Origin of the sequence: Gracilimonas halophila (assembly GCF_042684365.1) — a bacterium.
Taxonomy (GTDB): Bacteria; Bacteroidota; Rhodothermia; order Balneolales; family Balneolaceae; genus Gracilimonas; species Gracilimonas halophila.
In genome coordinates, this window is the sequence record NZ_JBHULI010000002.1 from 58,978 (window position 1) to 85,050 (window position 26,073).

25 protein-coding genes and 1 tRNA gene are annotated in these 26,073 nt (G+C 42.1%); 10 read left to right on the plus strand and 16 right to left on the minus strand.

Annotation, left to right across the window (positions count from 1 at the left end):
• Window positions 1-14 precede the first annotated feature (14 nt).
• Complete coding sequence (locus ACFSVN_RS01370; RefSeq protein WP_390297479.1) at window positions 15-1,037, minus strand: isoaspartyl peptidase/L-asparaginase family protein; 1,023 nt, start codon at window positions 1,035-1,037, stop codon at window positions 15-17.
• Between the two features lie 192 nt (window positions 1,038-1,229).
• Between ACFSVN_RS01370 and ACFSVN_RS01375 the strand changes: the two genes are divergently transcribed.
• The gene (locus tag ACFSVN_RS01375) at window positions 1,230-1,880 is read left to right on the plus strand and encodes a hypothetical protein (protein WP_390297482.1); all 651 of its coding nucleotides are present in this window, start codon (window positions 1,230-1,232) and stop codon (window positions 1,878-1,880) included.
• Between the two features lies 1 nt (window position 1,881).
• On the plus strand, window positions 1,882-2,517 hold the full coding sequence (locus ACFSVN_RS01380; RefSeq protein WP_390297485.1) for a histidine kinase: 636 nt from the start codon (window positions 1,882-1,884) through the stop codon (window positions 2,515-2,517).
• Window positions 2,518-2,544: 27 nt separating this feature from the next.
• Here ACFSVN_RS01380 and ACFSVN_RS01385 read toward each other — a convergent pair whose 3' ends face one another.
• From ACFSVN_RS01385 to ACFSVN_RS01435, 11 genes are all read right to left on the minus strand, one after another.
• Window positions 2,545-3,156: a restriction endonuclease subunit S gene (locus tag ACFSVN_RS01385; RefSeq protein WP_390297488.1), complete on the minus strand. Its 612-nt coding sequence runs from the start codon at window positions 3,154-3,156 to the stop codon at window positions 2,545-2,547.
• Window positions 3,157-3,435: 279 nt separating this feature from the next.
• Entirely contained in the window at window positions 3,436-4,782 is a 1,347-nt protein-coding gene (locus tag ACFSVN_RS01390; protein WP_390297491.1) for an ATP-binding protein, read from the minus strand.
• Between the two features lies 1 nt (window position 4,783).
• Window positions 4,784-6,304, minus strand: coding sequence for a type I restriction-modification system subunit M (locus tag ACFSVN_RS01395; protein ID WP_390297494.1), 1,521 nt, complete (start codon window positions 6,302-6,304; stop codon window positions 4,784-4,786).
• Between the two features lie 120 nt (window positions 6,305-6,424).
• Window positions 6,425-6,498, minus strand: a tRNA-Arg gene (locus tag ACFSVN_RS01400).
• 126 nt (window positions 6,499-6,624) lie between these two features.
• A complete protein-coding gene (gene queA / locus ACFSVN_RS01405) occupies window positions 6,625-7,626 on the minus strand; it encodes a tRNA preQ1(34) S-adenosylmethionine ribosyltransferase-isomerase QueA (RefSeq protein ID WP_390297497.1) in 1,002 nt (333 codons plus the stop codon).
• Between the two features lie 2 nt (window positions 7,627-7,628).
• Window positions 7,629-9,551, minus strand: a complete 1,923-nt coding sequence (gene dxs, locus ACFSVN_RS01410; RefSeq protein WP_390297500.1) for a 1-deoxy-D-xylulose-5-phosphate synthase — start codon at window positions 9,549-9,551, stop codon at window positions 7,629-7,631.
• 10 nt (window positions 9,552-9,561) lie between these two features.
• The gene (xseB, locus tag ACFSVN_RS01415; RefSeq protein WP_390297503.1) at window positions 9,562-9,765 is read right to left on the minus strand and encodes an exodeoxyribonuclease VII small subunit; all 204 of its coding nucleotides are present in this window, start codon (window positions 9,763-9,765) and stop codon (window positions 9,562-9,564) included.
• A gap of 119 nt (window positions 9,766-9,884) precedes the next feature.
• On the minus strand, window positions 9,885-11,123 hold the full coding sequence (locus ACFSVN_RS01420; protein WP_390297506.1) for an amidohydrolase family protein: 1,239 nt from the start codon (window positions 11,121-11,123) through the stop codon (window positions 9,885-9,887).
• A 75-nt stretch (window positions 11,124-11,198) separates the two neighbouring features.
• A complete protein-coding gene (locus ACFSVN_RS01425; RefSeq protein WP_390297509.1) occupies window positions 11,199-13,601 on the minus strand; it encodes a DNA internalization-related competence protein ComEC/Rec2 in 2,403 nt (800 codons plus the stop codon).
• A gap of 79 nt (window positions 13,602-13,680) precedes the next feature.
• Window positions 13,681-14,826, minus strand: coding sequence for a PQQ-dependent sugar dehydrogenase (locus tag ACFSVN_RS01430; protein WP_390297511.1), 1,146 nt, complete (start codon window positions 14,824-14,826; stop codon window positions 13,681-13,683).
• Window positions 14,827-14,849: 23 nt separating this feature from the next.
• A complete protein-coding gene (locus ACFSVN_RS01435) occupies window positions 14,850-15,308 on the minus strand; it encodes a thioredoxin family protein (protein ID WP_390297514.1) in 459 nt (152 codons plus the stop codon).
• 127 nt (window positions 15,309-15,435) lie between these two features.
• Between ACFSVN_RS01435 and ACFSVN_RS01440 the strand changes: the two genes are divergently transcribed.
• From ACFSVN_RS01440 to ACFSVN_RS01450, 3 genes are all read left to right on the plus strand, one after another.
• Window positions 15,436-15,639, plus strand: a complete 204-nt coding sequence (locus ACFSVN_RS01440; protein ID WP_390297517.1) for a hypothetical protein — start codon at window positions 15,436-15,438, stop codon at window positions 15,637-15,639.
• A gap of 264 nt (window positions 15,640-15,903) precedes the next feature.
• Window positions 15,904-16,323, plus strand: coding sequence for a helix-turn-helix domain-containing protein (locus ACFSVN_RS01445; protein ID WP_390297520.1), 420 nt, complete (start codon window positions 15,904-15,906; stop codon window positions 16,321-16,323).
• Complete coding sequence (locus ACFSVN_RS01450; protein WP_390297523.1) at window positions 16,310-16,597, plus strand: hypothetical protein; 288 nt, start codon at window positions 16,310-16,312, stop codon at window positions 16,595-16,597. The genes ACFSVN_RS01445 and ACFSVN_RS01450 overlap by 14 nt, the downstream gene beginning before the upstream one ends.
• Window positions 16,598-16,676: 79 nt before the next feature.
• On the opposite strand, the gene ACFSVN_RS01455 is transcribed toward ACFSVN_RS01450, so the two are convergent.
• Window positions 16,677-17,249 (minus strand): NUDIX domain-containing protein, encoded by a 573-nt coding sequence (locus tag ACFSVN_RS01455; RefSeq protein WP_390297526.1) that lies wholly within the window; start codon window positions 17,247-17,249, stop codon window positions 16,677-16,679.
• A 63-nt stretch (window positions 17,250-17,312) separates the two neighbouring features.
• On the opposite strand from ACFSVN_RS01455, the gene ACFSVN_RS01460 reads away from it, so the two are divergent.
• Both ACFSVN_RS01460 and ftsY read left to right on the plus strand, forming a co-directional pair.
• The gene (locus ACFSVN_RS01460) at window positions 17,313-17,906 is read left to right on the plus strand and encodes a CDP-alcohol phosphatidyltransferase family protein (protein WP_390297529.1); all 594 of its coding nucleotides are present in this window, start codon (window positions 17,313-17,315) and stop codon (window positions 17,904-17,906) included.
• A 5-nt stretch (window positions 17,907-17,911) separates the two neighbouring features.
• The gene (ftsY, locus tag ACFSVN_RS01465; RefSeq protein ID WP_390297532.1) at window positions 17,912-18,865 is read left to right on the plus strand and encodes a signal recognition particle-docking protein FtsY; all 954 of its coding nucleotides are present in this window, start codon (window positions 17,912-17,914) and stop codon (window positions 18,863-18,865) included.
• Between the two features lie 30 nt (window positions 18,866-18,895).
• Here ftsY and ACFSVN_RS01470 read toward each other — a convergent pair whose 3' ends face one another.
• Entirely contained in the window at window positions 18,896-19,030 is a 135-nt protein-coding gene (locus ACFSVN_RS01470) for a hypothetical protein (RefSeq protein WP_390297535.1), read from the minus strand.
• A gap of 85 nt (window positions 19,031-19,115) precedes the next feature.
• On the opposite strand from ACFSVN_RS01470, the gene ACFSVN_RS01475 reads away from it, so the two are divergent.
• Window positions 19,116-22,043 carry a CHAT domain-containing protein gene (locus tag ACFSVN_RS01475; RefSeq protein ID WP_390297538.1) on the plus strand — a complete coding sequence of 976 codons (2,928 nt, stop codon included), beginning with the start codon at window positions 19,116-19,118 and terminating at the stop codon, window positions 22,041-22,043.
• A 94-nt stretch (window positions 22,044-22,137) separates the two neighbouring features.
• On the opposite strand, the gene ACFSVN_RS01480 is transcribed toward ACFSVN_RS01475, so the two are convergent.
• Together ACFSVN_RS01480 and ACFSVN_RS01485 are read right to left on the minus strand one after the other, a co-directional pair.
• The gene (locus ACFSVN_RS01480) at window positions 22,138-23,766 is read right to left on the minus strand and encodes a M28 family peptidase (RefSeq protein ID WP_390297540.1); all 1,629 of its coding nucleotides are present in this window, start codon (window positions 23,764-23,766) and stop codon (window positions 22,138-22,140) included.
• 21 nt (window positions 23,767-23,787) lie between these two features.
• Window positions 23,788-24,528, minus strand: a complete 741-nt coding sequence (locus ACFSVN_RS01485) for a segregation and condensation protein A (protein ID WP_390297543.1) — start codon at window positions 24,526-24,528, stop codon at window positions 23,788-23,790.
• 97 nt (window positions 24,529-24,625) lie between these two features.
• Here ACFSVN_RS01485 and ACFSVN_RS01490 point away from each other — a divergent pair, with 97 nt between their 5' ends.
• Window positions 24,626-25,171 (plus strand): RNA polymerase sigma factor, encoded by a 546-nt coding sequence (locus tag ACFSVN_RS01490; RefSeq protein ID WP_390297546.1) that lies wholly within the window; start codon window positions 24,626-24,628, stop codon window positions 25,169-25,171.
• A 91-nt stretch (window positions 25,172-25,262) separates the two neighbouring features.
• The gene (locus ACFSVN_RS01495) at window positions 25,263-26,060 is read left to right on the plus strand and encodes a tetratricopeptide repeat protein (protein ID WP_390297549.1); all 798 of its coding nucleotides are present in this window, start codon (window positions 25,263-25,265) and stop codon (window positions 26,058-26,060) included.
• Window positions 26,061-26,073: the final 13 nt, after the last annotated feature.

Sequence of the window (26,073 nt, forward strand, 5' to 3'; positions counted from 1 at the left end):
ACCTTAACACTCTACTACTCCCAGATTCCAACTTCTTTATTTCCATCAGAGTCCGTTGCAGCGCGAAACATAGAGCCTGTGTTCGTTTTCATCGAAAAATTACCATACTTATCTACTGCAATGAAACCTGCATCACCCGGCTCAAGTACATCGTCCACCAGGTAGTCCATGGATTGTTGAAGAGTAGCATTTTTAAACTGCATATAAGAAGCGAGTGTATGTGCCGAAACATTCAACATGATCTTTTCTCCCCACCCCGTTGCCGAAACAGCAACCAAGTCATTTGCATAAGTGCCGGAACCGATAATGGGCACATCTCCTACCCTTCCGAATTTCTTATTGGTCATACCACCTGTTGAAGTAGCTGCTGCCAGGTTGCCGTCTTTATCTTTGGCAACTGCACCAACCGTACCGTATTTCCAGGCCTTCTCTTCATCGGTCTGGATCATATTAAAAGACTCTTCCTCTTCTTGCTCAAGAGCTCTTTGTAAAGACTCATATCTCCTTTCGGTATAGAAATAGGAAGGATCAACCCGTTCTACATCTACCTGATCAGCAAAAGTCTCAGCCCCGGCCGCTGAGAAAAATACATGCTCTGATTCCGTCATTACTTTTCGGGCCAGCGAGATCGGGTTTTTGACTGTTGTAACGCCCGTAATAGCACCGGCATTCAACGTTGTGCCATCCATAATAGCTGCATCCAGCTCATTTTTTCCTTCAGCAGTAAAAACAGCTCCTTTACCTGCATTGAATAGCTCATTATCCTCAAGATAGTTTACCGTTTTTTCAATGGCATCCAAGGCAGAACCTCCATTTTCCAGGATCTCTGCGCCTATAGCAAGTGCTTCTTCCAACGATTCCATATATGCCTGCTTACGATCTTCCGGCATATCTTTAGAAACATAACCTGCACCGCCATGCAAGGCAATGGACCATTCTTTTTCATCCTGAGGAGGTCGCTCCATCTCATGGTTTGGCTGACAAGCAGTCAATGCTATTAATAATAGTGTGGTAACAAAAGTAGTTAGGTATTTCATAGTCATAATTTTTTTGGTTCGACTGATTATACTACTCAATTTCACCATATTAAAGTTTTGTATATAGATTTACTGATTTTAGCAGCCTATGATCTCATTCATCCAGAAAACAGCGCTGTTCATCGAATAAATTATTATCCGGTTTAATAGTCACGTTTCTTTCTTCCGAAACCTTAACTAATGATACATATCATGAAACGTAAAATTTCTATTTTCGCTGTTTTAATTTTACCACTAGTATTAAGCGGATGCTTTCTAAAGTCAGTCCATCCTTTGGTCTCTGACAAAGAGACCATTGAACTGCCCGGAATTTCAGGGACCTGGGGAAATGGAGACGAAAGATTCACATTTATTAAAGAAGGTGAATTTGACGATCTTTCTTTTAACGGTATAGGAGGACAAGATTTGGATATAACCATGACTGATACCGGAACTGACTCATCCGGAAACCTCTTTCGTTACTTTGTGATCTACGAAGATCTAAATGATGAACAACCTGACAGCTCCTATTTTTTAGGAAAGTTTGTACAGCTTGATGAGGATTATTATTTAGATCTTTATCCATTCGATGTTTTTGATGTTGACTTCAGGTCCAGCCATTTGTTACCTGTTCATACCTTCTCGAAAATTGATCTTGAAGAAGATTCCATTTCTATTAACTTGTTTCGGGATTCGTGGATAGAAGATCAGATTCGGGATAACAGAGTCCGTATTAAACATGAAAAACTAGAAGAAGGTATTTTGATCACAGCTTCTACCGAAGAGTTACAGCAATTCATCAAAAAGTACGGCAATGTAACTGAAGCCTACCGGGATCCCATCACTTTAAATCGAGTTGACTAACATGAAGTTTCCCAGGATCGATCTAAAAAAACTCCTCTTATATCTCCTGTTTTGGGGAGTTTTTTTCTATGCCGGATTAGAATTTTTCAGCAGAACTGAAGAAATTCGTGTTATCGATGTAATCTATACTTTGAATTTCTTACTTCCCTTTGTCTTTGTTGTATCTGTTCATGCTTTCCATCTGGTTCCAAATTATTTAGCAAAGTCTATGTTTTGGGCCTATGGACTAACGCTGGTCTGTCTTTTAGGAACTGTTTACCCGATCTATAATTTTTCATTCCTTTTACTTTCTGAATGGCTTTTCCCCGGCTATTATTTAGTAGGTACATATACTCCATTTGAAGTAATAGGCTTTGCTCTTTTCTTTTTGCTGATCAGTTCTTCTCTTGAATTTGCACGCAGCTGGTTTGATGGCCTTCGTGCTAAGACAAGAATTTCCGAGCTTGAAAATGAAAAGATCGCTACGGAATTAAAAGCCCTACGCGCACAGGTAAACCCTCATTTCCTCTTCAATTCTCTGAATACTATTTATAGTGAAGCGTTGAAGAAATCTGATGAAGCCATAGAAACTTTAAATAATCTATCACAATCACTTTTTAACTTTATTGAAGAAGGAGAAGGAAATAATAACTGGTAAATCAGCTACTAAAATTAAGAGAATTCATTAGAGTTTCACCTGGTCGGTTTGGTGGGTGGGGACCGGGCCGTAAGTAAACAGGTGTTTCATCATAGACTTTTTGAGGGCTTCGGTGGCCTCAATTACCGCCTGTGTCTGCTCAATGGCATTGCGGATTACGGTGAGCTTATGGGCAATGGCTTTTTGTTCGGGGAGTGGGGGTAAGGGAACGGATTTTGAATAAACTATTGATTGATTAATCAGCGGTTGACCAGACTTGTTGCTAAACTGATTTAAGTTTAAAACATCTAAAGCCAATCCTAAAAATTCTGGGGTTACTTTATCCGTTAAAAACTCCTTTATATACATTGCATTATCAGTAATCCAAGCCTTTTCCGGTAAATGATAAACTGCCCCACAATATTCTCCAACCCGACCTATAACTACTGTTTCGTGATCTACATTTGTTTCAGAGCTATAGCCGATTATTCCATTACCTCCATAAACCGGATGTTTTTTGTCCACTCCTCGATGATCTAATAAATCTTTAGGGCGAGTTTTACCACTTCTTAGCTTGATCAATTCATCTAAACCAATATCCTCCCACTCCACAGGAATGTTCCCGATGTCCGTTTCTTTAAATTTGTTGGTGGTGGTCATGGTGGTGTGGTGGTTTTGTGGTTAACAGGTAGCTTCAAGACCTCCAAGGTTTCGAAAACCTTGGAGGTCTGCAAGTAATTTATGGGATATTGGATGTCCCATAAAATGTCCGTTAATGTCCGATAACTCAATTGCTGGCACCGGCGCCGGAAACATACCCTGAGGGTATATAATGGTGTTTTTTGGTTTCATAAAAGTTTCACGAAAGTTTCAAAATGTCCGATAAATGTCCGATAACTGTTGGAGCGATGTCCCATTAATGTCTCATAAATGTCCCATTTATTTTAGCGAATAGGTACGACCCCGTTTTTCGCCCTCGGCTTCAAAAATTCCGGCTTCAACCAGTTCATTTAAATCTCTGCGCAAAGTACGGGAATCTACCTCATCAAAATGTTCGGATAGATCCGCCATTTTAAACGAGTTTTTTTCCTGGGCAAACGCAATCATTTTCTTCTGGCGGGCATTTAGTTCGATTTTCCACTCTTTTTGGGTGATAACCTGGTAGTCTCCAAATAATTTGATCACGAAACCATTGCCCTGTTCTTCAAATTCCGGAGCGGGAAGTGCTTTTTCCTTCATTGCATTCATAATGCGATGAATCCCCGAACCAAGTTCTTCAATCAAACCCGCGCGATAAAATATGGTAGTTAACAGCCGGTTTCGGGGTACAGATGCATGCGGCTTTTTCAGGTCTTCAATTTGAAGCGAGCCAGGCAGTTTTCCCGGATTATAAATCCAAAGGTAATCGTCAAACACTTTAATCTGAGTTTTAACACCTACCTGAAAATAGTCACGATGGACGAGCGCATTCAGCAAAGCCTCCCGAATGGCCGGAAGGGGGTACTGCCAAACATCTTTTCGCTGGAAAGATTCATCCGTAATTTCATACCGGAGCGAAATAAAGCTTTTGATTTGTTCCTCTGCCCCATAAACCTGATCAAACAGATTTCCTGAAACCGTGCGGTCGGCAATAATCGTAGCTTCATCTTTTAAACGAGCGTAGCGGATTACAGCATTTGGAAAGTATTTTTGAGGATTTTTTCCAAACAGTATGATCGCTGCATTTGTCAACTTTCCATCAATCCGAAGCCCAAGTTGATCCAGTACTTGTTCAATATTTTCAGCATTTATTTCCGTTGAAATTCGGCCACTGTTTTTAGCAAGCTCAACAAAATGCTGAATCGTATCAAGATTGATTTCTTTTAACGAAAACCGCTCATCATTCCGAGTATCCCAGGCTTCATCTTCTAAAAAAAGTACCTTCAATTCTTCGTCCGGTATTTGCTGGGTTGTATTGCCCACCCGTTTATAATATCTGCCTCTAAAACTAACGGGAGATCGCTGATGCTTTACTTTAATTTCTAAAAACTCATCTCCATCCATTTCATGTAAAATAACTTCAGGCACCACATTCAGTCCCTGAATAATTTTATTTACGATGTCCTGTTGAGCTTGATCGGATATCCCACCAGCAATTAAAGTGGAATCATCTTTTATCCCTATATATAAAGAGCCGCCTTTCGCATTTATAAATCCCGAGAGCGTTTTCATGGCACTGTCATTGAACTTCTCTTTAAGCTCAATCACTTCAGATTCTTTCAATTTTGAAGGATCAAAAGGTGCCATATTAAAACCCGAGTTCTTTCAACACTTTATTTAACTCTTTATCGGCTTTGACCCGCTCTTCTTCGGCTTCCTGAAGCAATACAACAGCGTCTTCTAACGGAAGCACTTCTTCACCCGAAGATTGAGAAACATAGCGGGAAGGACTGAGGTTGTAGTCGTTTTTAACAATCTCCTTTACCTCCACCGCTTTTGAAATATCGTCTTCCTCCTTCCAATTCAGGTACAAATCCGCAATTTGTTTGATATGCTTTTCTTCCAGGAAGTTCTTGGGATTCCCTTTTTTATACAGCGGAGAAGCATTGATCAAAAGCACTTCCTTTTTATGCTTTTTATTTTGATTGATGATGAGGATGATGCCCGGAGCGGAGGTATTGAAAAACATATTTTCCGGCATCAGGATCACGGACTCAATCAAATCCTTTTCCACATATTCCTTTCGGATATCCCGTTCCTTGTTTTTTCCGGTATTTCCACTTCCCCGAGAGACCGCGCCGGTATCCAAAACCACGGCTATTCTTCCATTTTCCGACAGTGAAGCAGACATATGCTGCACCCACCCCCAATCGGCCGTATTGGATGGCGGAAACCCAAACTGAAACCGGCCATAGGTATCATTTTCATACACCGATTCCTTAAAATTTTGGTTCCACATGGGATTGGCCGTTACGATATCGAATTTCTTCAATTTAGTATCCTCGTCCAGGAACTTGGGGCGGTTCATAGAATCGCCAAGTCCGATGGTGGTATTATGCATATCGTGGATAAAAGCATTCATCTTTGCCATTGCAAAAGTTGACGGCTGAATTTCCTGCCCAAAAAACTGAAGGGGTTTCTCTTTATAATCTTTCCCGAACTTTTCCTCAAACCGCAGCTTACACTTGATGAGCAGTCCGGCCGATCCGCATGTGGGATCGTAACAGCTTTCGCCGGGTTCCGGATTCAATATTCTTGCCATTAACAAGGCTACTTCGCGAGGTGTATAAAACTCTCCTGCACTTTGTCCCGAACCTTCCACAAATTTCCGGATTAGATATTCATAAGCCCGGCCTATAATATCCGGTTCCACGTCCTCCAGACCCAGACGGTGTTTGCTTAAAACATCTACCAAGCTTTTTAATGCGTCATCGGAAATAATACGCTGTCCGCTAGTAGTGGCATTGAAATCTACCGTATTAATAACCCCTTCCAGCCGATTATTTTCGCGGGCAAGGGCGCGAACCATATCGGTTAAAAACTCTCCGATTCCGGTACTTTTTTGTTTCAACTCTGTCCAGCGGTATTCCGGTGGAATGTACACTCTTACATAAGAATGGTCTTCGGCTACAATTTCCTCCGTAGTTTCCTCATCCCCGAACTGTTCTGTGAGTTTCGCCATTTCATCATCAAACACATCCGAAAGGCGTTTGATGAAAATAAGCGGGAGGATGTAGTCCTTGTACTTTGCGGCCTCCACCGGTCCGCGAATTTGGCTTGCCGCATCCCAAAGCCAATTGCTTAATTCACTTGTATCAAGTTTTCCCATCTAAAAAAATACGTTTAAAAAATTTATGTAGGGCAATTATAGGTCAAGAATAGATGGTAATCAAAAATTTGCCGTAAAAAAATAAAGCCTCATAAATCAATGACTTATGAGGCTTAAAAGTACGCCCGGAAGGATTCGAACCCTCAGCCTTCTGATCCGAAGTCAGACGCTCTATCCAGTTGAGCTACGGGCGCAGGTGTTTTGAATATCGAATATTGAACATTCAATAGTGCATATTGAAGTGATTTTGTTTCGAATTTCAAAAGGGCATCAAATATAAGAAGAGTTGTGTTCAGAAACATCAAAAATCGGGCACTGTTTTATAAGATCAACATGGCATCGCCGAAGGAATAAAAGCGGTACTCTTCTTTAATGGCATGTTCATATAACCGCTTCATTTCATCAAAGCCCATAAAGGCCGCTACCAACATCAGCAGAGTACTTTTGGGTAAGTGGAAATTAGTGATCAAAGCATCAGTGGCTTTAAAGTCATAACCGGGGGTGATGAAAATATCTGTTTCCTTACTCTCGGGCCTGAATGTTCTTGGCTTACCCGATGCCGTTTCCAATACCCGAACGCTGGTGGTTCCTACAGCAGTAATATGGCCGGCTGCATTCAGTTCATCACACGTATTTTGCTCCAAGTGATACCACTCACTATGCATGGTGTGGTCTTCAAGGTTTTCCGTTTTCACCGGGGCAAAGGTTCCTAAACCAACATGTAAGGTGACTTCGGATCTTTTTATCCCGGCTCCTTTCAGTTGATCTAACAGTTCGTCTGTAAAATGTAATCCTGCAGTTGGCGCTGCTTTGCTGCCAAGGTCTTTTGCATAGACCGTCTGGTATTCATCGGACAGGGATTCATCCTGCTCTATATAGGGAGGAAATGGAGTGTGCTTGAATGGTGCCAGCTTCGGGTCGTCAAGGTCACAAGACAAGATCAATGTTCGCAACCCGTCTTCAGCTATATGTGTTACTTTTGCTGAAATATTTTTGGCCAGTTTTATCTCTTTTCCCTGTTTGAATTTCTTCCCGGGACGTACCAAAGCTTCGATCGTATTATTATTACTGACAGAAGTAACAAATAACTCTTTCTTACCTTCATCAAAAAGCAGACGGCATTTCTCAACCTTGCTGTTGTTAACAACCAGGGTAGTTGAGTCCGGTAAATACTGTCCGAGATTATAGAAATGATCGTCGGTTATCGAGCCGGATTTTCGGTCATAAACCAAAAGACGCGCATGATCTCTTGGATGTGCTGGAGATTGAGCGATCAGACTTTCAGAGAGATTATAGTCAAAGTCAGAAAGGGTAAAATTCAAATTTATACCTTTTGAGTAATTTTTTCCTTTACGCTTTCAATGACTCCCTTGACCCCAATACCAATTTCATCATGAAGTTCTTCCTGGGTACCGTGTTCTACTATACGATCAGGAATCCCCATAATTTTGAGCGTTGGGCGATCTGCCTTCTCAGAGATATATTCAGCTACCGCACTGCCAAAACCACCAAGCCTGGATCCGTCCTCTAAGGTTATGATATGATCGTAATTTCGGCATACCTCATCGATCAGCTCTGTATCCAGGGGTTTGGCAAAACGCATATCGTAATGCCCGATCTCTATACCTTGGGCTGCTAATAGTTCCGCTGCTTCAATCGCATACTTTCCTATCGGCCCAAAACTTAAAACGGCTATCTCTTCACCTTTTCTCAACTCTATTCCTTTTCCAATCTCCATCGACTCAAAGCCTTCACGCACTTGCATTCCGGTTGACTTACCCCGAGGATAACGAATTGCCCAGGCAGCATCTTCATATTTGGAGGCTGTATACATCATGTCTCTAAGATCTTGCTCATTCAAGGGAGAAGAGATCACCATATTCGGAATTGCCCTCATAAAGGCTGTATCATAACAACCGTGATGCGTTGGTCCGTCTGCACCTACCAGGCCTGCACGATCTATACAAAAAACTACCGGCAGGTTCTGGATCGCCACGTCATGTACCAACTGATCATATCCTCTTTGAAGAAATGAAGAATAGATGGCACAGAATGCTTTTTTAGCTTCGGTGGCAAGGCCTGCAGCAAATGTTACTGCATGTTGCTCTGCAATACCGACATCAAAAGCCCGGTCGGGGAAAGCTTCCATCATAGGCAGTAAACTGGAACCACTTGGCATTGCGGGAGTCATGCTTACAATTCGTTCGTCCTTCTCTGCCAGTTCTACCAGTGCATCTCCAAATACATCCTGATATTTGGGAGCTGACTTCTTTTTGACCGGAGATGCAGCAACCAGCGACTTCCCAGTGATCTTGTCAAATGGACTGCTTGATGCATGCCATTTTGTTTGTTCGCGTTCAGCCGGGGCAAAACCTTTCCCTTTCACCGTTACGATATGAAGTAATTTTGGCCCCTTTACTTCTTTTAGATCTTCAAGCATATCACGCAGCCCGTTTACATCATGACCATCAGTAGGACCGTAATATTTAAAACCAAGCGCCCGGAACAATGACCCCGGAGTAAGAGCCGCTGTCATTGCATTCTCAAGTCTTGAAGCTACTTTCCGCATTTTCTCACCTGCCGACTTGAAGTGCCCAAGCATATCATACACTTCATCCCTCATCTTATTGAAGGTTTTGCTGGTGGTAATGTCTGCTAAATATTCTTTCAGTGCTCCAACATTGGGGTCTATCGACATGTTATTGTCGTTGAGGATCACCAGTATATCGCTATTCATTGCGCCGGCGTTATTCATCGCTTCAAATGCGAGTCCAGCCGTCATGGCCCCGTCACCGATCACTGCTACCACTTTTTTATCAGAGTTGTCGAGGTCACGGGCAACTGCCATACCGAGTGCTGCTGAAATTGATGTGCTTGAATGACCAACACCAAAGGTGTCATACTCGCTTTCTGAGCGTTTCGGAAAACCTGAAAGCCCTCCATATACTCTATTTGTATGGAACTGGTCACGCCGGCCTGTCAAAATCTTGTGTCCATATGCCTGATGCCCAACATCCCAAACCAAAAGATCCTTAGGTGTATCATACACATAATGAAGTGCCGTAGTTAATTCTACTACGCCTAAGCTGGCTCCAAAGTGGCCGCCATTTACGGAGACCATATCAATGATATACTGGCGCAGCTCATCACACACATCCTGTAGCTGTGCGGGTTCTAATTTTTTAAGATCAGACGGGGAGTTAATGCCGGCAAGCAATTTTCCCGGTTTTGGCTGTTTTGTCTCCATAATTTCTCTTTTACTGTGTATTCGCTTCTTTCACTTGTTCTATACGAAGCTCGGCTTTTTCCAGAATTTCCGTGCAGAATTTCGACATCTTAACGCCTTCTTCGTATAATTTAACAGAATCTTCAAGTGTAATGTCTTCGTCCTCTAATTGTTCCACTATGGATTCCAATTTTATTAAAGCCTCTTCGAAGCTAAGTCGTTCCTTTTCTGCCATTAAGATTTTTAAACCGGTTTATTATAAAGATCAGTATGATCTAAGGATACCGGTTTTTTGGGAAAAAGACATGGTGTAACAGTACGATTAGTTTGGGCTAAAGTTAACTTGAATTCTTCTTATTGATCTCCTATTCCATATGGAAGCCGGCTATATACAAGATGTCCATTGCTCATCACCAATATCACATCTTGAGTGGATCTGATGTCTTCGATGGGATTGCTATTTAAAACTATAAGATCTGCTTCCATTCCCTGTTCTACCCTTCCTGTTTTATTCTCTATTTGCAGAAGTCGGGCAGCATCTGATGTGGCAGCTCTTATCGCTTCATATGGGGAAAATCCCAGTTCAACAAAAAACGTGACCTCATGACTTACCCTTGTCATGCTATTGGGTCCATATCCCGTATCGGCACCGGTTACAATGGTCACACCCAACTCTCTGGCTTTCTTAACGGTTTTTCCTAATTCAGGGAGCATATGCCTGCCGCGATTTCTTAACACCGGATTGTCATAATCTCCTCCGGGCTGAGTAAGATCATAAACCGTGCTGAATGTTGGCACAAAAAAGGTTCCTTTTTCGGCCATAAGCTTTAATGTTCGTTCGCTTAAATAAGTGCCGTGTTCAATACTTCTGGCTCCTGCTTTAACGGCTGCATATGAACCTTCATCTCCATGACCGTGAATCTGAATTGGGATCCCATATTTGGCGGCTTCATCTACCACTACTTTAAGCTGATCTTCGGTGTAGGTTTGTTTTCTTGGGTCGGTATTGGGAAGACCTGCACGCTCCGTGCCCCTTGTTTTGATGAACATAGCTCCACGTTCGGCATTTACCCTAACTAATTTTCTGAGTGTTTCTTCGGTCGTAACTCCATCAAAGAGTGAGGCCAGCTCCGGATCCGCCAATATAGTCTCGCCTAAGTCTGGTGACACGAAAACACCGGCAGGGATCATATCAGGACCGGCAATATAATTCTGATCCGCCAGGTTCTTGATCGCAACATCCTGAAAGTAAGGAACGCTTGAGCTTCGAACCGTAGTAACGCCGGAATAAAGAGCCCGCTTTGCGGATTCAAGTGAGTTCAAATGAGTATGAGCATCCATAAATCCGGGAAGAATATACTTTCCTTCCATATCTATCACTTCGTATCCATCCGGAACGTTTCCGGAATTCTCAGTAACTCTTTCGATCACGCCTTCCGAAACCAGGATCATAGAATTTTCAAGGATCTCTTCATTTACCTGATCGATGATATGACCATTTATGAGAGCATAATCTTTATGCTCTAATTGGCGTGCCGTTAACAGACTGCTGAATACGAATACAAATATCAGGGGAGTAAGTAATTTTCTCATAATGTGTTTAGTAGGATTTATTCCGGGGAGCCTAATTATAACAAAAGATCCTAACTATTACTTCTGCCTGTTCTATCACCAATAAATCCTCTGAATTGTCTCCCCATTGGTCTCGATAATTACCGCTCGCTCCTTACTCGTAAATAGTAATTCCGCCTTTGATCGCCATAACCGATCGACCGCCTCCGGGTGAGGATGTCGAAAGCGATTATTCTCTGCCAATGATATGATCGCCTTCTCCGGGCTAACATGATCAAGAAATACATCGCCGGAACTTGTTCTGCTGCCGTGGTGCCCTACTTTAAGAAGGTCTGTATCCAAGAGGTCATCATACATTTTTACCAGTCTCTCTTCCTGATGTATTCCTGCATCTCCCACAAAAAGAAACTCTGACTTCCCATAGATCACATTCAAGATCAGGGAATGCTCGTTAGGATCAGAAGTAAACTTTTGGCCTTCCGGCCCCATCACTAAAAACAATACTGAAGGATCTATACCCAAGGTATCTCCTGACTGGAGTGGTAATACGGGGACAGACTTCTCCCTTGCTATCTTCAAATAAGTAGCATACAAATTTGAATCGTATTCATAGCCCGAATTGTAAATCACATCGATCGGAATTCCTTCCAGCAGATCGATGATACCTCCAATATGATCCGCATGAGGATGGCTTAGAAAGACAGCATCAAGCTTTTCAATTCCACTTGCTTGCAGGTGCGGAAGTATGATCGACCTTCCGCTGTTATATGAGGGAGACCAGACTCCTGCATCTACCAACACATTTTTCCCTGACGGTGTCTGTATAAGCGTAGCATCTCCCTGCCCAACATCAAAAAAAATAACCCTGAGTTTTGCGGGTTGAAGTTTTTCGATCACATCCAGAGATGTAATTACACATAGTGATGCTATTACACCTATAGCCAGTTTCCACTTCAAAGCCGGAATATTCCATGCCGAGATAGTGCATACCAGAAATAACCAAAACAGAAAGAAAAGATCGCTTTCAACAGATGCAGTGGTCCAGGCCCACTCCCAGTTTGCTGCAGTTGTTACAAAGGCATTCATCCACTCAAGGAATAGAAGTGACGGATAATTAATAATGAACCCTGCAATAGGAATGACTAACGTAATGAATAAAGCGATCAATGAAAGAGGGACAATCAATCCCAATAGTGGAACAAAAAGAGCATTTGCGACCGGACTTACCAATGAGATCTCTCCAAAGTAGTGTGCCTGTAGGGGATATAAACCAAATTGCACAACCAATGATACAATGATCACCATTAGCGGCTTACCATACCACCGAACCCTCACCCAATAAGGTAGTGTATTCTGGATCACCGGAAGAATGAGCAGAATGATCAAAACCGCGGCAAAGGAAAGCTGAAATCCAATCTCAAACAATTGCGAGGGATCAATAACCAAAAGCACAATGGCAGCCGCTGCCGTCAAATTAATGGAGTCATTCACCCGGTGGAATAACTTACCAAAGCTTAAGAATCCGGCCATCACAGAGGCACGCATGACAGAAGGTGAGAAACCGGTAATTCCGGCGTAACAGACCAACAACATTATTAAGATAATCAGACCGATCATGATGCCATATCTCTTGGTCCAGAAATAAGGAATTATAATCCAAAAAGGCGCTACTATAAACCCAACATGCAATCCTGAAACGGCCATAATGTGAGATAATCCAGCTCTGGCAAAAGCAAGTTTAGAATCCGAATCCAGGTCTTGTTTGTAACCAACCAATAGGGCTTTAGCAATCGCCGCCGTCTCAGAGTTAAAGTTATTTTCAACCAGATCTAAGGCCTTTTCCCGCCACCAAACCCATTCCAGAATGTTTTTGTTTGGAACAACTCCGTGAAGTCCTTCCGCTTTTACCTGTACCGAGATACCTTGTGACCGGAGATAAGCTTTATAGTCAAATTCATGAGGATTTCTTTTTCCTGAAATGGGAATGATAGTTCCGCTGATCTCCACCTGATCTCCCAATGTTGGCTGGGCACTAACTTCATCCGCTAAGATCCTGGCTTTATATTCTTGAGCTGATACTATGCCTCCGAGTTGCGTTTCCGTTACCGACAGGTCCCACCTGACTTTTCCGGTCGATGTTGCGGACATGGCGTGAATATTTCCCGTTACCTCAACTTCTTCCCAGCCAGATAGTTGCATAAGCTGAATAGTTTTTGAAGTCCCGTGTTTAGAGTCAACGGCCATTCTGAATGCCCCAAAAACCAGGATCATCAATAGGAAGATAAATGCGGAAAGCTTAGGCCAAAAAGTACTGATGGTTGTTCTGTTTCTCCATTCTATGAATGCCAAAACAAAGAATAGAATACCAAATAAAACTGCGGTTAAAAGCAGGGAGGGCTCGTAAAAATAAAAAAGCAGAATTCCGGCTATCAGGAATAAAACGATCCTAACAGCAGGATATCTGCTAAATGGAAATTGATATGTATTCCGCTGCCCCATAACAGTAAGAGCAACGAAAAGTCAATTCCTTACAAAAAATTTAAAAAAAATTGAGATCACTCAACCGGTCTCATAGAAATTAGTTCTCTGAAGGAACCAGGCGATAAATGCCATCACCTTCTGCGGTGAAGTAAATGTACCCGTCCGGAGCTTCTTCGATGGCACGGATTCTTCCTACACCTTCAACCAATTTCGTTTCCTCGAGAATTTCATTTCCATCTACCTCTAAATGGGCGATGTAAGAGAATTTAAGTGACGCCACCAAGAGATCACCTTCCCAGCCAGGATATTTATCGCTGGTTACAAAAGTCATGCCTGCAGGAGCAATCGAAGGATCCCAATAAAGTACAGGCTGTTCCATTCCTGCCCGGGCAGTGTCTTCTGTGAATTCCGTTCCATTGTAGTTGATACCATAACTGATCACAGGCCATCCATAGTTATTCCCCAGCTCAATGATGTTTATTTCATCTCCGCCTCGAGGTCCGTGCTCATTCGCCCATACCATTCCGCTCTGCGGATTCAAGGCCATGCCCTGAGGGTTTCGGTGTCCATAGGAATAAGTAGCTTCTTTAGCTCCGTCCTCCCCTACAAATGGATTGTCTGAAGGGATACTTCCATCATCATTCAACCGATAGATCTTTCCGCCATCCATGGTTATATCTTGTGGCAGTACGTCTCTATTTCCTCTGTCACCGATCGAGAAAAACATATATCCGTTGTTATCAAAAACAATGCGGCTTCCATAATGCTGACCTCTCGTTGTGTTGGGAACTGCTTTATACAGTACTTCGGCGTCAACCAATGCATCGTTTTCAAGCTTGGCACGAATGATGGCAGTATTACTTCCTTCTCCGCTTCCGGCACTTGATGCATGTGAGAAATAGATCCAGCCGTTTTCCTCATAATTGGGGTGAAGTTCAATATCAAGAAAACCTCCTTGCCCGTTTACATCAAGATCTGATGGAATCCCATCTGTTATTTCGGCTGCTATTTCACCATTACTGATTCGGTATAATGTTCCTGATTTTTCTGTTATAAGCATGTCCCCATCAGGTAAAAATGCTATGCCCCAACCAATTCTAATGCCATCTACCACTTTTTCCGCTTCCACAGATATTTCTGCAGGTTGAGACTGAGCCTCCCCCGCCTCTCCGTTACACCCGACCATAACCAACAGGCCGGCTAATATCATCCCTAAGTTTGTAGCAATTTTTTTGATGCTCATAGTAATTTTTTATTAATTATAGTTTATCGATATAAAAATTGTCTGAATTCATCTACGCCCATATAACCGGTTTTTTTCTTGATAACGTTTCCTTCTGCATCAAGGATCAATGAGGTTGGAAATACATAGGCGCCTTTGCTTTGAGCAAAATCAATAGAGGGAATTTCTTCCCCATTAAATTGAATAGGTTCCGTCGAATTCCCATCAAGCCGAACCGGGATATAGTTGGCATCCATTACCTGACGAACGGTGGAATCCGGGAATACCTCCCGATCCATGGCCCTGCAGTATTTACAGCCGATCTCGTATACATCCACAAATATCAACTTGTCAGATGAAGCCGCCATTTGCTGAGCCTCGTGAATGGGGATCCATTCCGGAGAATTGTCGTTTACCGGAGCCTGTACATTACTCAATGAGATGTACACAAAGATCCCTAAAAAGATGCTTACCGCTATTATGACAATGTTCTTCTTTTTCATGACGTTTTTTAGATTGAATATTCTAAAATACTAAAAGTTAGCGTGTGATTTAGCTGAACGAATTTAAAACAGGTTAAAGTTCGAAAGCTAAAGACAGATTTTTTTACCTTCAGATAAAAATTATTCTATGAAAGAAAGAGATTCATACCGCCTGGGAAAAGTACAGGTAACCATTACCGAAAGCGAAAAACCCAATAAGTTAAACGTGGAGTGCTTCGATGGGGAATACCATTCAGAATTTACGGTGAGTGAATATGAGTTCAAGAACTATCGCAGGTTAATGAATCAACGTATTACTCAGGCTTATAAAAATATTGAAGAAGAAGAGTAGGTCTGATTTTCGACTGTACCTTGTAAGTCGGTATATATAAACCTGCCTCAACAAAGGAAAAACAGCAACTCTCAGACATAAAAAAAGCCGGCCTTTTCGAGACTCGCTGCTTTGTTTTTTTGAATAACTGCTTCCAATATACGACGGAAAACCTCCCTCGGCCAAATCTAATTTCTTTTCTATAAGTAATAGCAAGTAATGTGAAATTATTTGTAGTTTAACCTCTAATAAAACCATTTTTTATTCATTTAATTTTGAGACGCAATGCCTAAACAAATCGGAGATCTCACCCTATATTCGGTCGATGATCTGCACGAACAACTCGGAATTTCAAAAATGACGCTTCGAACGTATTTGCGTGAAGGTCGTATTCGCGGGCGAAAACTGGGGGTGAGCTGGTACGTTACTGAAGAAGCCATCCGGGAATATTTTGATGAGCCTCAGCCTGAATCCGGTTCAACCCAAACAAAGAAAAATAAAAAGAAGTACCGGTATATAGTACAGGGCATTAACGACCTCGTGAGTGAGACCGAAGAATGTGAGACCATTGACGAGGTTATTCAGATATTGAACGAACAAGCCATTATCAGTTTGTTTCAGGTTCGGATAGTGAACAGGGAAACGGATGAGATCACAGAAATTATTAAAGCCAGAGATTTTTTAGATAAACATGCTAACACTTAAAGATACCGGATTAGAGGAATTTTCTTTCGGAGATGATTCCGACGACAAATTTTATGTATTGGTAAATAAGAAGATAAGTCCCGAAGGGATTGATGTAGATAAACTCAGCAAAGCTGACCCCATGAAATTTGATTCTGTACTAAATGAAATGGGCTGCATACTCATGCTCAACGGAATTGAAGTAGCCGAGCTTTGCATGCGTGGAGACCTGGATAATGAGAATCTTCACGAAAGTATGTTTGAGCTTTGTAAAGAAGAAGGGTTGATCCGGTAACATACCGAAACTACTCTAACTATATCGGCTCAGCGAACCGATATACGTACTGCGGCTCTCTGGCCCACTTAATGTAGGCTTAGTTTGTCAGCTTAAAAGGCCCGCTTTCTTTCCACCACTCCCATGCCCGGAGCAGACAAATAACTGTTTTCCCATCATTGATCTCACCCGTATGAACCATATTCACGGCTTCTTTGAAAGGAATTCGTTCTTTGGTAACAAATTCATCATCATCTACTTTTTGGGGAACCGAATCCAGGTTCCAGGCGGTGTAAATATGGATGACCTCATCGGAGTAACCGATGCCGGGATAGAAATGACCCACATAACCAAAATCACCTGTAGCTACTCCGGCTTCTTCTTCTAACTCCCTCATGGCTGTTTTATCCTGAGGCTCGCCTGCATCAATTTTGCCGGCTGGAACTTCCCAGAAGATCTGTGCCATAGGGTAGCGAAATTGTCGTATCATCATGATATCACCGTTTTCAAAGACCGGAACAACAGCACATGCACCCGGATGTTTGATCCATTCCCTTGATGAAACGGTCCCGTCGGGAAGCTCAACTTCATCATAGAAAACATGCAGTAACTTCCCCTTAAAAACTTCTTTTGAATTCAGCTTTTTCTCGACCAGTAATTTGTGCTCGTTCATGGTGGTTTTAGAGACTTAATGACTGTAAATTTGGAGTCGCAATATCGTAAATAAAAACAAGGTTTGGCTACAAGCAATAAAAATATAGACGGCAAAAAGGTTAGGGTGTCAGGTCGGGTCTTTACCTGGTCCAATACCATTTCTTTTTCCCGGATTCTGGTTGCCTTCCCTATCGTATATCTCCATTATCAGAATAATTTTCAGGTTACTCCTTTAATGTATGTGCTGATCATTTATGGAGTAATTTCAGATTATCTGGATGGGTTCATTGCCCGGAAAACGAATACGATATCAGAGGTCGGAAAAATGATAGACCCGATCGCTGATAAACTTTGTGCACTTGTTTTATTTATCTATACCGTGTGGATCGGATGGATCCCTCTTTGGTTTTTGTTGTTTGCGATGGCACGGGATATCAGCATTATGGCCGGATCCTATTTCATCAAGAAGAAATATGATAAAGTAGCCATGGCAATTATGTCCGGGAAGATCTCAGTGAATATTTTGGCTCTCTACTGGATCGCTGTTTTCTTTTTCCCCGAGGCTCAAAGCGTACACATGTTTTTGATGGCATGTTCGGTAACTTTAATGGTCATATCTTGGATTGATTATTTTAACCGCTACCGCCTGATCATGCGCGGGGCAAAATTCAATTAGTTTATATGGGATTTCTCGAAAAATTAGGACTTAAAAAGAAAGAGAAACTGGACGAAGGTGTTGAGAAGAGCCGGGATGGTCTTCTCAATAAGATCGGAAAGGCATTTGTTGGAAAGGATACGGTTGATGATGCCATTCTTGATGACCTGGAAGAGATCCTGATCACCTCCGATGTTGGGGTTAATACCACCATTGAGATCATTAAAAAGATCGAGGCCCGCGTAGCAAAAGATAAATATGTAACTCAGGATGAGCTGCAAACGATGCTTCGGCAGGAGATCGTGGATCTGCTTGAGGACAATGCACCCGACAAGCCCGCTGAGTTTGAAGCCGATTTCCCTGTTAAACCACACATTATTTTAGTTGTTGGAGTGAATGGTGTCGGGAAAACAACGACGATCGGGAAACTCGCACATCTCTATAAAAAGGCCGGTAAAAAAGTGATCATGGGTGCCGCTGATACTTTCCGTGCTGCTGCCGTTGATCAGCTTAAGATATGGAGTGAACGGGCGGATGTTCCTATCATCCAACAGGGACAAAATGCAGACCCGGCTTCCGTTGCTTACGATACCGTAGCGGCAGCCAAAGCCCGAGGGTCGGATGTGGCACTGATCGATACTGCCGGACGTCTTCACAACAAGAAAGCCCTGATGGAAGAACTGGCTAAGATCAAAAGAGTTATGGGCAAAGTAGTAGAGGGAGCCCCGCACGAAGTGATCTTGGTTCTGGATGCCTCAACCGGACAAAATGCGTTACAACAGGCACGAGCCTTCACTGAAACCGTTGATATCACCGGACTGGCACTGACAAAACTGGATGGAACTGCCAAAGGCGGAATCGTGATCGGAGTTTCTCATGAGCTAAGTGTCCCTGTAAAGTATATTGGATTGGGTGAGCAAATTGAAGACTTACAGGTCTTTGACCGCGCCGATTTCGTGAATGCCTTATTTGGGGAATAAAAAAAGCCGGGATTCCCGGCTTTTTTAAAATTAACTGTTTCCACCCGGCTTTGGATCACCGGTCCCTCCGGTATCAGAATCTCCTCCTTTTCCTCCATCATCTTCACCGTCATCATCAGGATCAGTATTTTTAAAATATATATTGGTTAGATAATTATTTTCCATTTTTAAATATTATTTCTTAATAGTTCCCTATGAAAAAACAATTTATTATAAGGACATTCAATTAGGAAGGAGTAATATTTCTTAAATGAAAGCAGTACTTACCATAACTTTTTTGATCACTTTTGGGTTTTGGCAAATCTTAAATGCCCAGGCATCTCAGGGTGACTCTCTGCTTGTCCTTGGAAATGAATCTTATTCCAACCAAGACTATGACCGTGCCGCTAGGCATTACCAAAAGGCCATGGACCTTTTTCTGGAAGAAAGTGATTCTTTAAAATGGCTGGAAGCCTCCTTTGAATATGCAAGAACGCTTAATATAAGTGGCTCTGTGAATGAGGCTGTTGAGATTTTTCTTACTCTTGACAAAACATCACTCCAACAAATTCCCACATCTTTACAAATACGCCTCAAAAATTACATCGGGCTAACTTTAAGACGTACTGAGCAGTATGATGAAGCACGGAAGTATTATTTGGATGCCATGAAACTTGCGGAGGGGATAAGTGATTCCATTGTGATCGCCCAGTTGAATAATAATATTTCCTATACCTATCAAAATACGGGCGATTATGAAACAGCGCTTCTTCATCAACAAAAAGCATTGGAGATTTATATTGCTTTAGGTAATGATTCCAGGCTTTCGTTTGTCTTGAATGGAATTTTCCTGACAATGATGGAATTAGGACTCCACCGGCAAGCAGAGCCGTATATCCGCAAAAGCCTTGAGATACGTAAAAAATTAGAAAACCCTCGCTTACTCGATATCGCTTTTCACAACCTGGCCTGGAACTTGGAGCGACAGGGAAAAAGAGATAGTGCCATCATTTACTATCAAAAGTCATTGGAGCTCTCCAGGATGCTTGAGAACCCTTTCGAGATCACCCAAACTTTGGAAAATATCGGTAGCCTTTACGAACGTTCAGGCGATTTTGAAAACGCTCTTGGCTATTACAATGAGGCCTTGACCATCAACCGTGAAATTAACCGACCGGTTTCAACAGCAGAAGGCTTATTTCGCATTGCCCGTATTGCTGTAAAAAATAATGATCTTGAAAATGCCACGGCTTTCTACAATGAGGCGTTAGAATGGGTGGAGGACGTAAATGATCCAAGGTTTCTTACTAATTTATATCTGGATTTTGCCAACCTTGAGCTTCTGAAAGGAAACAATGGGAAAGCGAAAGAATATATTTCTAACGCACGTAATATTGCCTTTGAAAAGGAATTTCAATTACAGCAGGTCAGGTCACATAATTTACTAGGGGAGCTTTATAACATTGAAGGGAATCTACAGCTGAGTCTTGAGGAGTATAAAAAAGCTTATAAACATTCCTCCTCTTTTGCTATAACTGATAGAATTTCTCCTTCAATGAATCTTGCCAAAGCTTATAATGATGCCTCTTCAGACAGTGCCTTTATATTTGCAGAAGAAGCCTTTTCATTGATAGACTCGGTGCGTACTAATGTAGCAGGACTCGCTTTTCGGTCCGGATTTTTTAGTCAGCATGCCGGTTTTTATAATGAAGTGGCCTCTTGGTATATCAAAAGAAAAAATGACCCGAAGAAAGCCTTTGAGCTGATCGAGTCTGCCAAGGCACGAGTATTGATGGATGAGCTTGCTGAAGCACGGGAAAAAGAACTTAGTTCTCTGGATGAATCAACCCTTATCAAAAAGCAGCAAAAGGCCAAGCAAATTGACCGATTATACAATCAACTTTCTGCAACAGAGTCACTAACCGAGAAAAGTGCCATACGGGATGAGCTCAAAGATCTTGAGTTCGAATATCAAAGTTTTCTGAATGAACTGCATGTAAGTAATGTAAGTCTTAAAGATTTCAAGTACCCTAAACCGATTACCCTCCAGAAAGCTCAGGATATGCTGGATTCTGAATCTGCAATTTTGGAATATGCTTTCACTGAAGAACATGTGGTTCGGCTTTTGATCACAGAAGATAATATTACTGGCAGTATTCTTATGCCTGAAGGTTCACCGAAAGCAAAACAGTACTTTACTGAAAAGATCAGAACTTACCGGGAAGCGATCACAAGCAAAGCCTCGGTTAATGAAATACAAGAGATCGGAGCCTCTCTATATACTCAACTTATTCCCTCTGAAGTTTCTGAAAGCAGAAGTGAAATTTCGAACTTACTGATCATTCCCGGAGGAGCACTTACTTTTCTTCCTTTTGAAACCCTAAGCAATAACAACCGATATTTGATCGAAGACTTTCATATTAAATACCTTCCCTCGGCTTCTATCTATTCATTTATAAATAACCCACACCGGACTACAAATTTTGAGTTATTGGCTCTTGCCGGTTCCGGCTTTGAAGGAGGCGATGGGCTTACCAATCAGAGTAGCTCTCAGGCATCTTTTGCCTCCCTTCCTTCTACCTTACTGGAAGTGGATTCCATCTCAGTGAATTTCACTAATTCTAGGATTCTTAAGAATGATGATGTTACCGAGGCTAACTTAAAGTCTCATGATCTGAGTGATTTCCGCTTTATCCATTTTGCCACCCATGCCGAGGTGAACGAATCAACTCCTTCTCAAAGCGGGTTGTTGCTTTCCAAGAAAACTGATGTAGAATCTCTTTTTGGTGAAGACGGATTTATGAACAGCCGGGAAATTTCCGGGCTAAAACTGAATGCAGATCTTGTAACCTTAAGTGCGTGCAATACCGGAATGGGTAAAATTGTGACCGGTGAAGGCTTGCTTGGATTGCAGCGCTCCTTCCTCTCCGCCGGGGCTTCTTCAGTGATGGTTAGCTTGTGGAGCATCTACGACCGAAGTACTGCAGATTTCATGTCCGAGTTTTACAGTATGCTTAAGACACACGAGAGTGCAGACTATGGTATCATGAACCGAACATTAAATTGGTTTGGCTTGTATGAGCATCCATTATTTGATTATAAAGCCAAAGCACTTCGGGACGCCAAAATCTCAATGATCGAACACCCATATTATAGCCATCCGGTTTATTGGGCGCCTTTTATTCTGGTTGGGAAATAAAAAACGCTCCGACGCAAAGCGTGCGGAGCGAGTTTGAGGCTCTATATCAACTTTTAGATTCCCACCTTCGCGGGAATGACTTTTGGCATGTGCTCTACCTCGGTTGAACCTGTGTTTTTTCTATGAATTCCTGATTATCAACTTCAGGTCTTTCGGGTGAATTTGCCAATAGTGCGGTCAGGTTATATACCAGTTTTGTTCTTTTCGTAAGCGGGCCAAAAGTGATCTTATCGATATGGTCAGAAGGCCGATGGTAATCAGCATGCACACCGGTGAAAAAGAACACGAATGGTACTCCAAGGCGACCAAAGTTCCAGTGATCACTTCTTCGATAGAATTGATTTGGATCATTCAGGTCATTATACCTTTTGCTTAAAGTCAGATTTGGCCCCATCGTGTTGGCAACCTGAGTCAAACTGTCTAAACCTGATGATATGATCTCTCCACCAATGATGTACACATAATTACTGTCTGCTTCATTTTGCTCATCCACCCGGCCGATCATGTCTATATTGATGTTGGCAACTGTATTCTCAATGGAGAAAATGGGATGATCAGAATAATAACGAGATCCCAAAAGTCCTTTTTCCTCCCCGGATACGTTCAGGAACAGCACGCTTCGTTTTGGCCCTGCTCCGGCTTTTTTGGCATCCATCATTGCTTGTGCAGTTTGAAGGGTTGCCACTGTTCCGCTACCGTCATCATCAGCCCCATTGTAGATGTTATCTCCTGTGGAATCCGGGCGACCTACTCCAACGTGATCGTAGTGAGAACTTAATACCACTACTTCATTTTTTAGCTCAGGGTCACTTCCCTCCAAAAAAGCCACTACATTTTTGGTAACAATTGTATTCTCATTTACTGTTGGGACGTGATCTAAAGCCAACGGCAATTCTCTGGATTCAAAAGCGCCGGGGTTTTCCAAAATACTTTCCTGAACTTCAGAAAGCCTGTTAACATCCTCAAGCCCCAGCATATGTGCTGCAAGCTCAGGGTTTACCCGATTGAATGCCGGAGAAGTTCCACTGTCTTCTTGCAGATACTTAAGTGACATCCCTCCTCCGACTCCAAAATAGCCGCTCCGCTCTTCAACTTCCTGTTGGTATTCTTCTACATCCGTGCCGATGACTAAAATGGTGCCGAGAGCTCCTCCTTGAGATAAAGCCATTTGCAAATGCTGCATGTTCGTATGTTCTTCATCATATAAGATAAAGAGCCATTTCCCCTCTGTTTCTTCTGGAAAATGATCGATCCCTTCTTCAGCGTTCATCATTCCCGTTCCCGCAAAAACAACGGAACCTGAAAGTGGATCGCTTCCCCCAAAAAGTGTTACGAAATTAGAACCCTGATCCGAATTATGAGTGGATTCATCCAATATGGAATCGTTCTCAGTACTCATTAACCGATAACTGATCTCTTCCATGGCGGGCTGTACAAGCTCATAGTGCTGGAAATAACTCTCATCATCACCCACGGCTTGCAGGCCCATTTCTCTGTAGCGTTTTGACAGGTAACGGGCTGCTTTTTCTTCTCCGATCGTACCTGTTTCACGGCCTTGCAGGGAATCATGAGCAAGTACAGCAAGATCGTTATATAATCCTTCCTCTGTTATATTATCAGAAAAAGAATAGATATTTGGAGCTTCACTTTGTGAGCTTTTGTTTAAAACGCTGCAGGCAGATAAAGCGGCAACGGTTATGAATAGAAGTATTTTCTTAGTCATTGTTGTAAAATATGAGGTTAATTAAGCGCCTATGATCTCATCAACAGGCTTAAGGTCTATGTGAAATTCTGTGGGGTCGTCGGCTAAAAATAAATTGATCTGTTGCTCTTTGATCATCTCCAACACAGCAAGAAATGTTACTACCACGTAGATCTTGTTCTTTAATGTAGAACAGACTTCCATAAAGGTTTGCTTACCTTTTTCTTGCAATCTGTTCAGTACAAACTCAGCTTGTTCTTCAACGGTTGTACTTACTTTTTCTACGTGATGGACGATGTTCTTTCGTTCAATATCCTGCAACACTTTCTTGAAGGCGGCGATGAGGTCAAACATGGTTACATCCTGAAGGGCTTCCCCGGTGGCTTGTTGGTCCACTTCATCGGCCTCCGGGTGCCCACGCATGTACTTCTTTCGGGTCTCTTCATCCATGTCAGCCATTTTCTCTGACATTTCCTTATAGCGTTTATACTCAAGCAGACGTTGCACAAGTTCGTATCTGGGGTCCGACTCATCAAGCTCATCGTCATCTGAATCTTCTCGTGGAAGCATCATTCTTGCCTTAATGGACATCAACATACTCGCCATCAAAATGAATTCACTGGCTACATCAAGGTCTAATTCTTCCATCAGGTGAATATACTCCAGAAACTGCTTGGTGATGTAAGAAATGGGGATATCATAGATATCTAACTCATCCCTTTTGATGAAGAATAGCAGTAGGTCGAGCGGACCTTCAAAATTGTTTAGCTGAACTCTGTACATACACTAAAACTACACTGTTACGAACTAAATTTCTTTATTTTCTTTTTGACAGCGAATGTTATTTTACGTTTTGTTTTAGTCAAGCATTATTAGAAACATGGATTACTCAAAATTTGTCGGTGCAGTACTGGAAAATAATGAGCCTGTCATCAATGAACAGGTAAAAGTGATCACCGCTGTGCTTATCAAATTTTTGACGGTTCGCTTAGATGCCCCTATCGAAGATGCTAAGGATTGCGCACAAAGTACGCTCTTAATTGCCATTGAAAAGATCCGAAATAATGAATTGGACAACCCCGATGTGGTTATAAACTACCTTTTTACTACCTCAAAACATGAGTATTTCAAGGTAATTTCCAAGAAACGGGAAGTCAATTATGATGACCTTCCAAGTCACTATTATGATAAACCAGATCAGCTTAACCGATTGGTCGATTCTGAGAAAATGAGCATACTGAAACGCTGTATAGAGGCTTTAAAGGCTGATTATAAAAAATACATCGAGTATTGGTTTCAAAACCCTGACTTCGAAACTTCAGTGGTTGCTGACCATTTTGGGATCTCTGTCAACAACGCCTGGACTAAAAAACACCGGGTGATAAATGTGCTGAAAGAATGCTTCGAAAAAAAAATTCAAATTTAACTGTAAGGAATTCCTTTTTAATCGCTCTTACATAGAAAGGACAGAATGTATTTAAATACATTCTGAACTGAGGCGAATTAAGAACAATCTCATGGATAACTCAAGAGAATTAGAAATCAGACAACGTATTGATGCATACGTAAAGGGGCAGCTTAAAGAGGAAGAAATTCAGGAACTCTGGAATGAGTTTGCTAAAAACCCTGAACTGCTGGATGTGTTGGAGCTAGAGGTAAACGTTAAAGCCATCATTGAGAAGAATGCTACCCAAGCCGTCCCTAAATCAAAGATCTACAAACTTCCATCCTGGACCTGGCATGCAGCAGCAGCTGCTGCCATTATTATTGTTGCCCTTGTTCAGCTTTTCAGGGTAGATACTCCAACAAATATCGATCAATTTGTTGTTCAGCAGATCAACCCAAGTGAAATTGAGACTGCAGACGGTGTAAGGGGGAAAGATCTGCGTATTACCACAGCTGACTCACTTCTCAATCTTGGATTTGAAGCCATTATCTCAGGTAATGAAGACCGCGCACTTGAGCTCTTCGATGAAGTGATCAACAACTATGGTGAAGAACCATATGGCTCCAAAGCCTTTTTAAATAAAGGAATCATACTTTACAATGAAGGGGACTACGATTCTGCCATTCTCGCATTTGAGGAGGCAGCAGAACGTGTGGAAGACAGTCGTATGATCACAGAAAAGGCATATTGGTACATGGGTAATGCACTCGTAAATATCGGAGAACTTGAGGCTGCACAGGAAGCTGTTTTTCAGGCCTATCAGCTGGATGGTATTTTCCGTAATCCTGCATTCCGCTTGCTGAAGAAATTAAGTGATGATCTTGGCACTTCTGATTATGAGGAATTTAACACCCCAGAATTAGAATAGAACAAACCAGAAA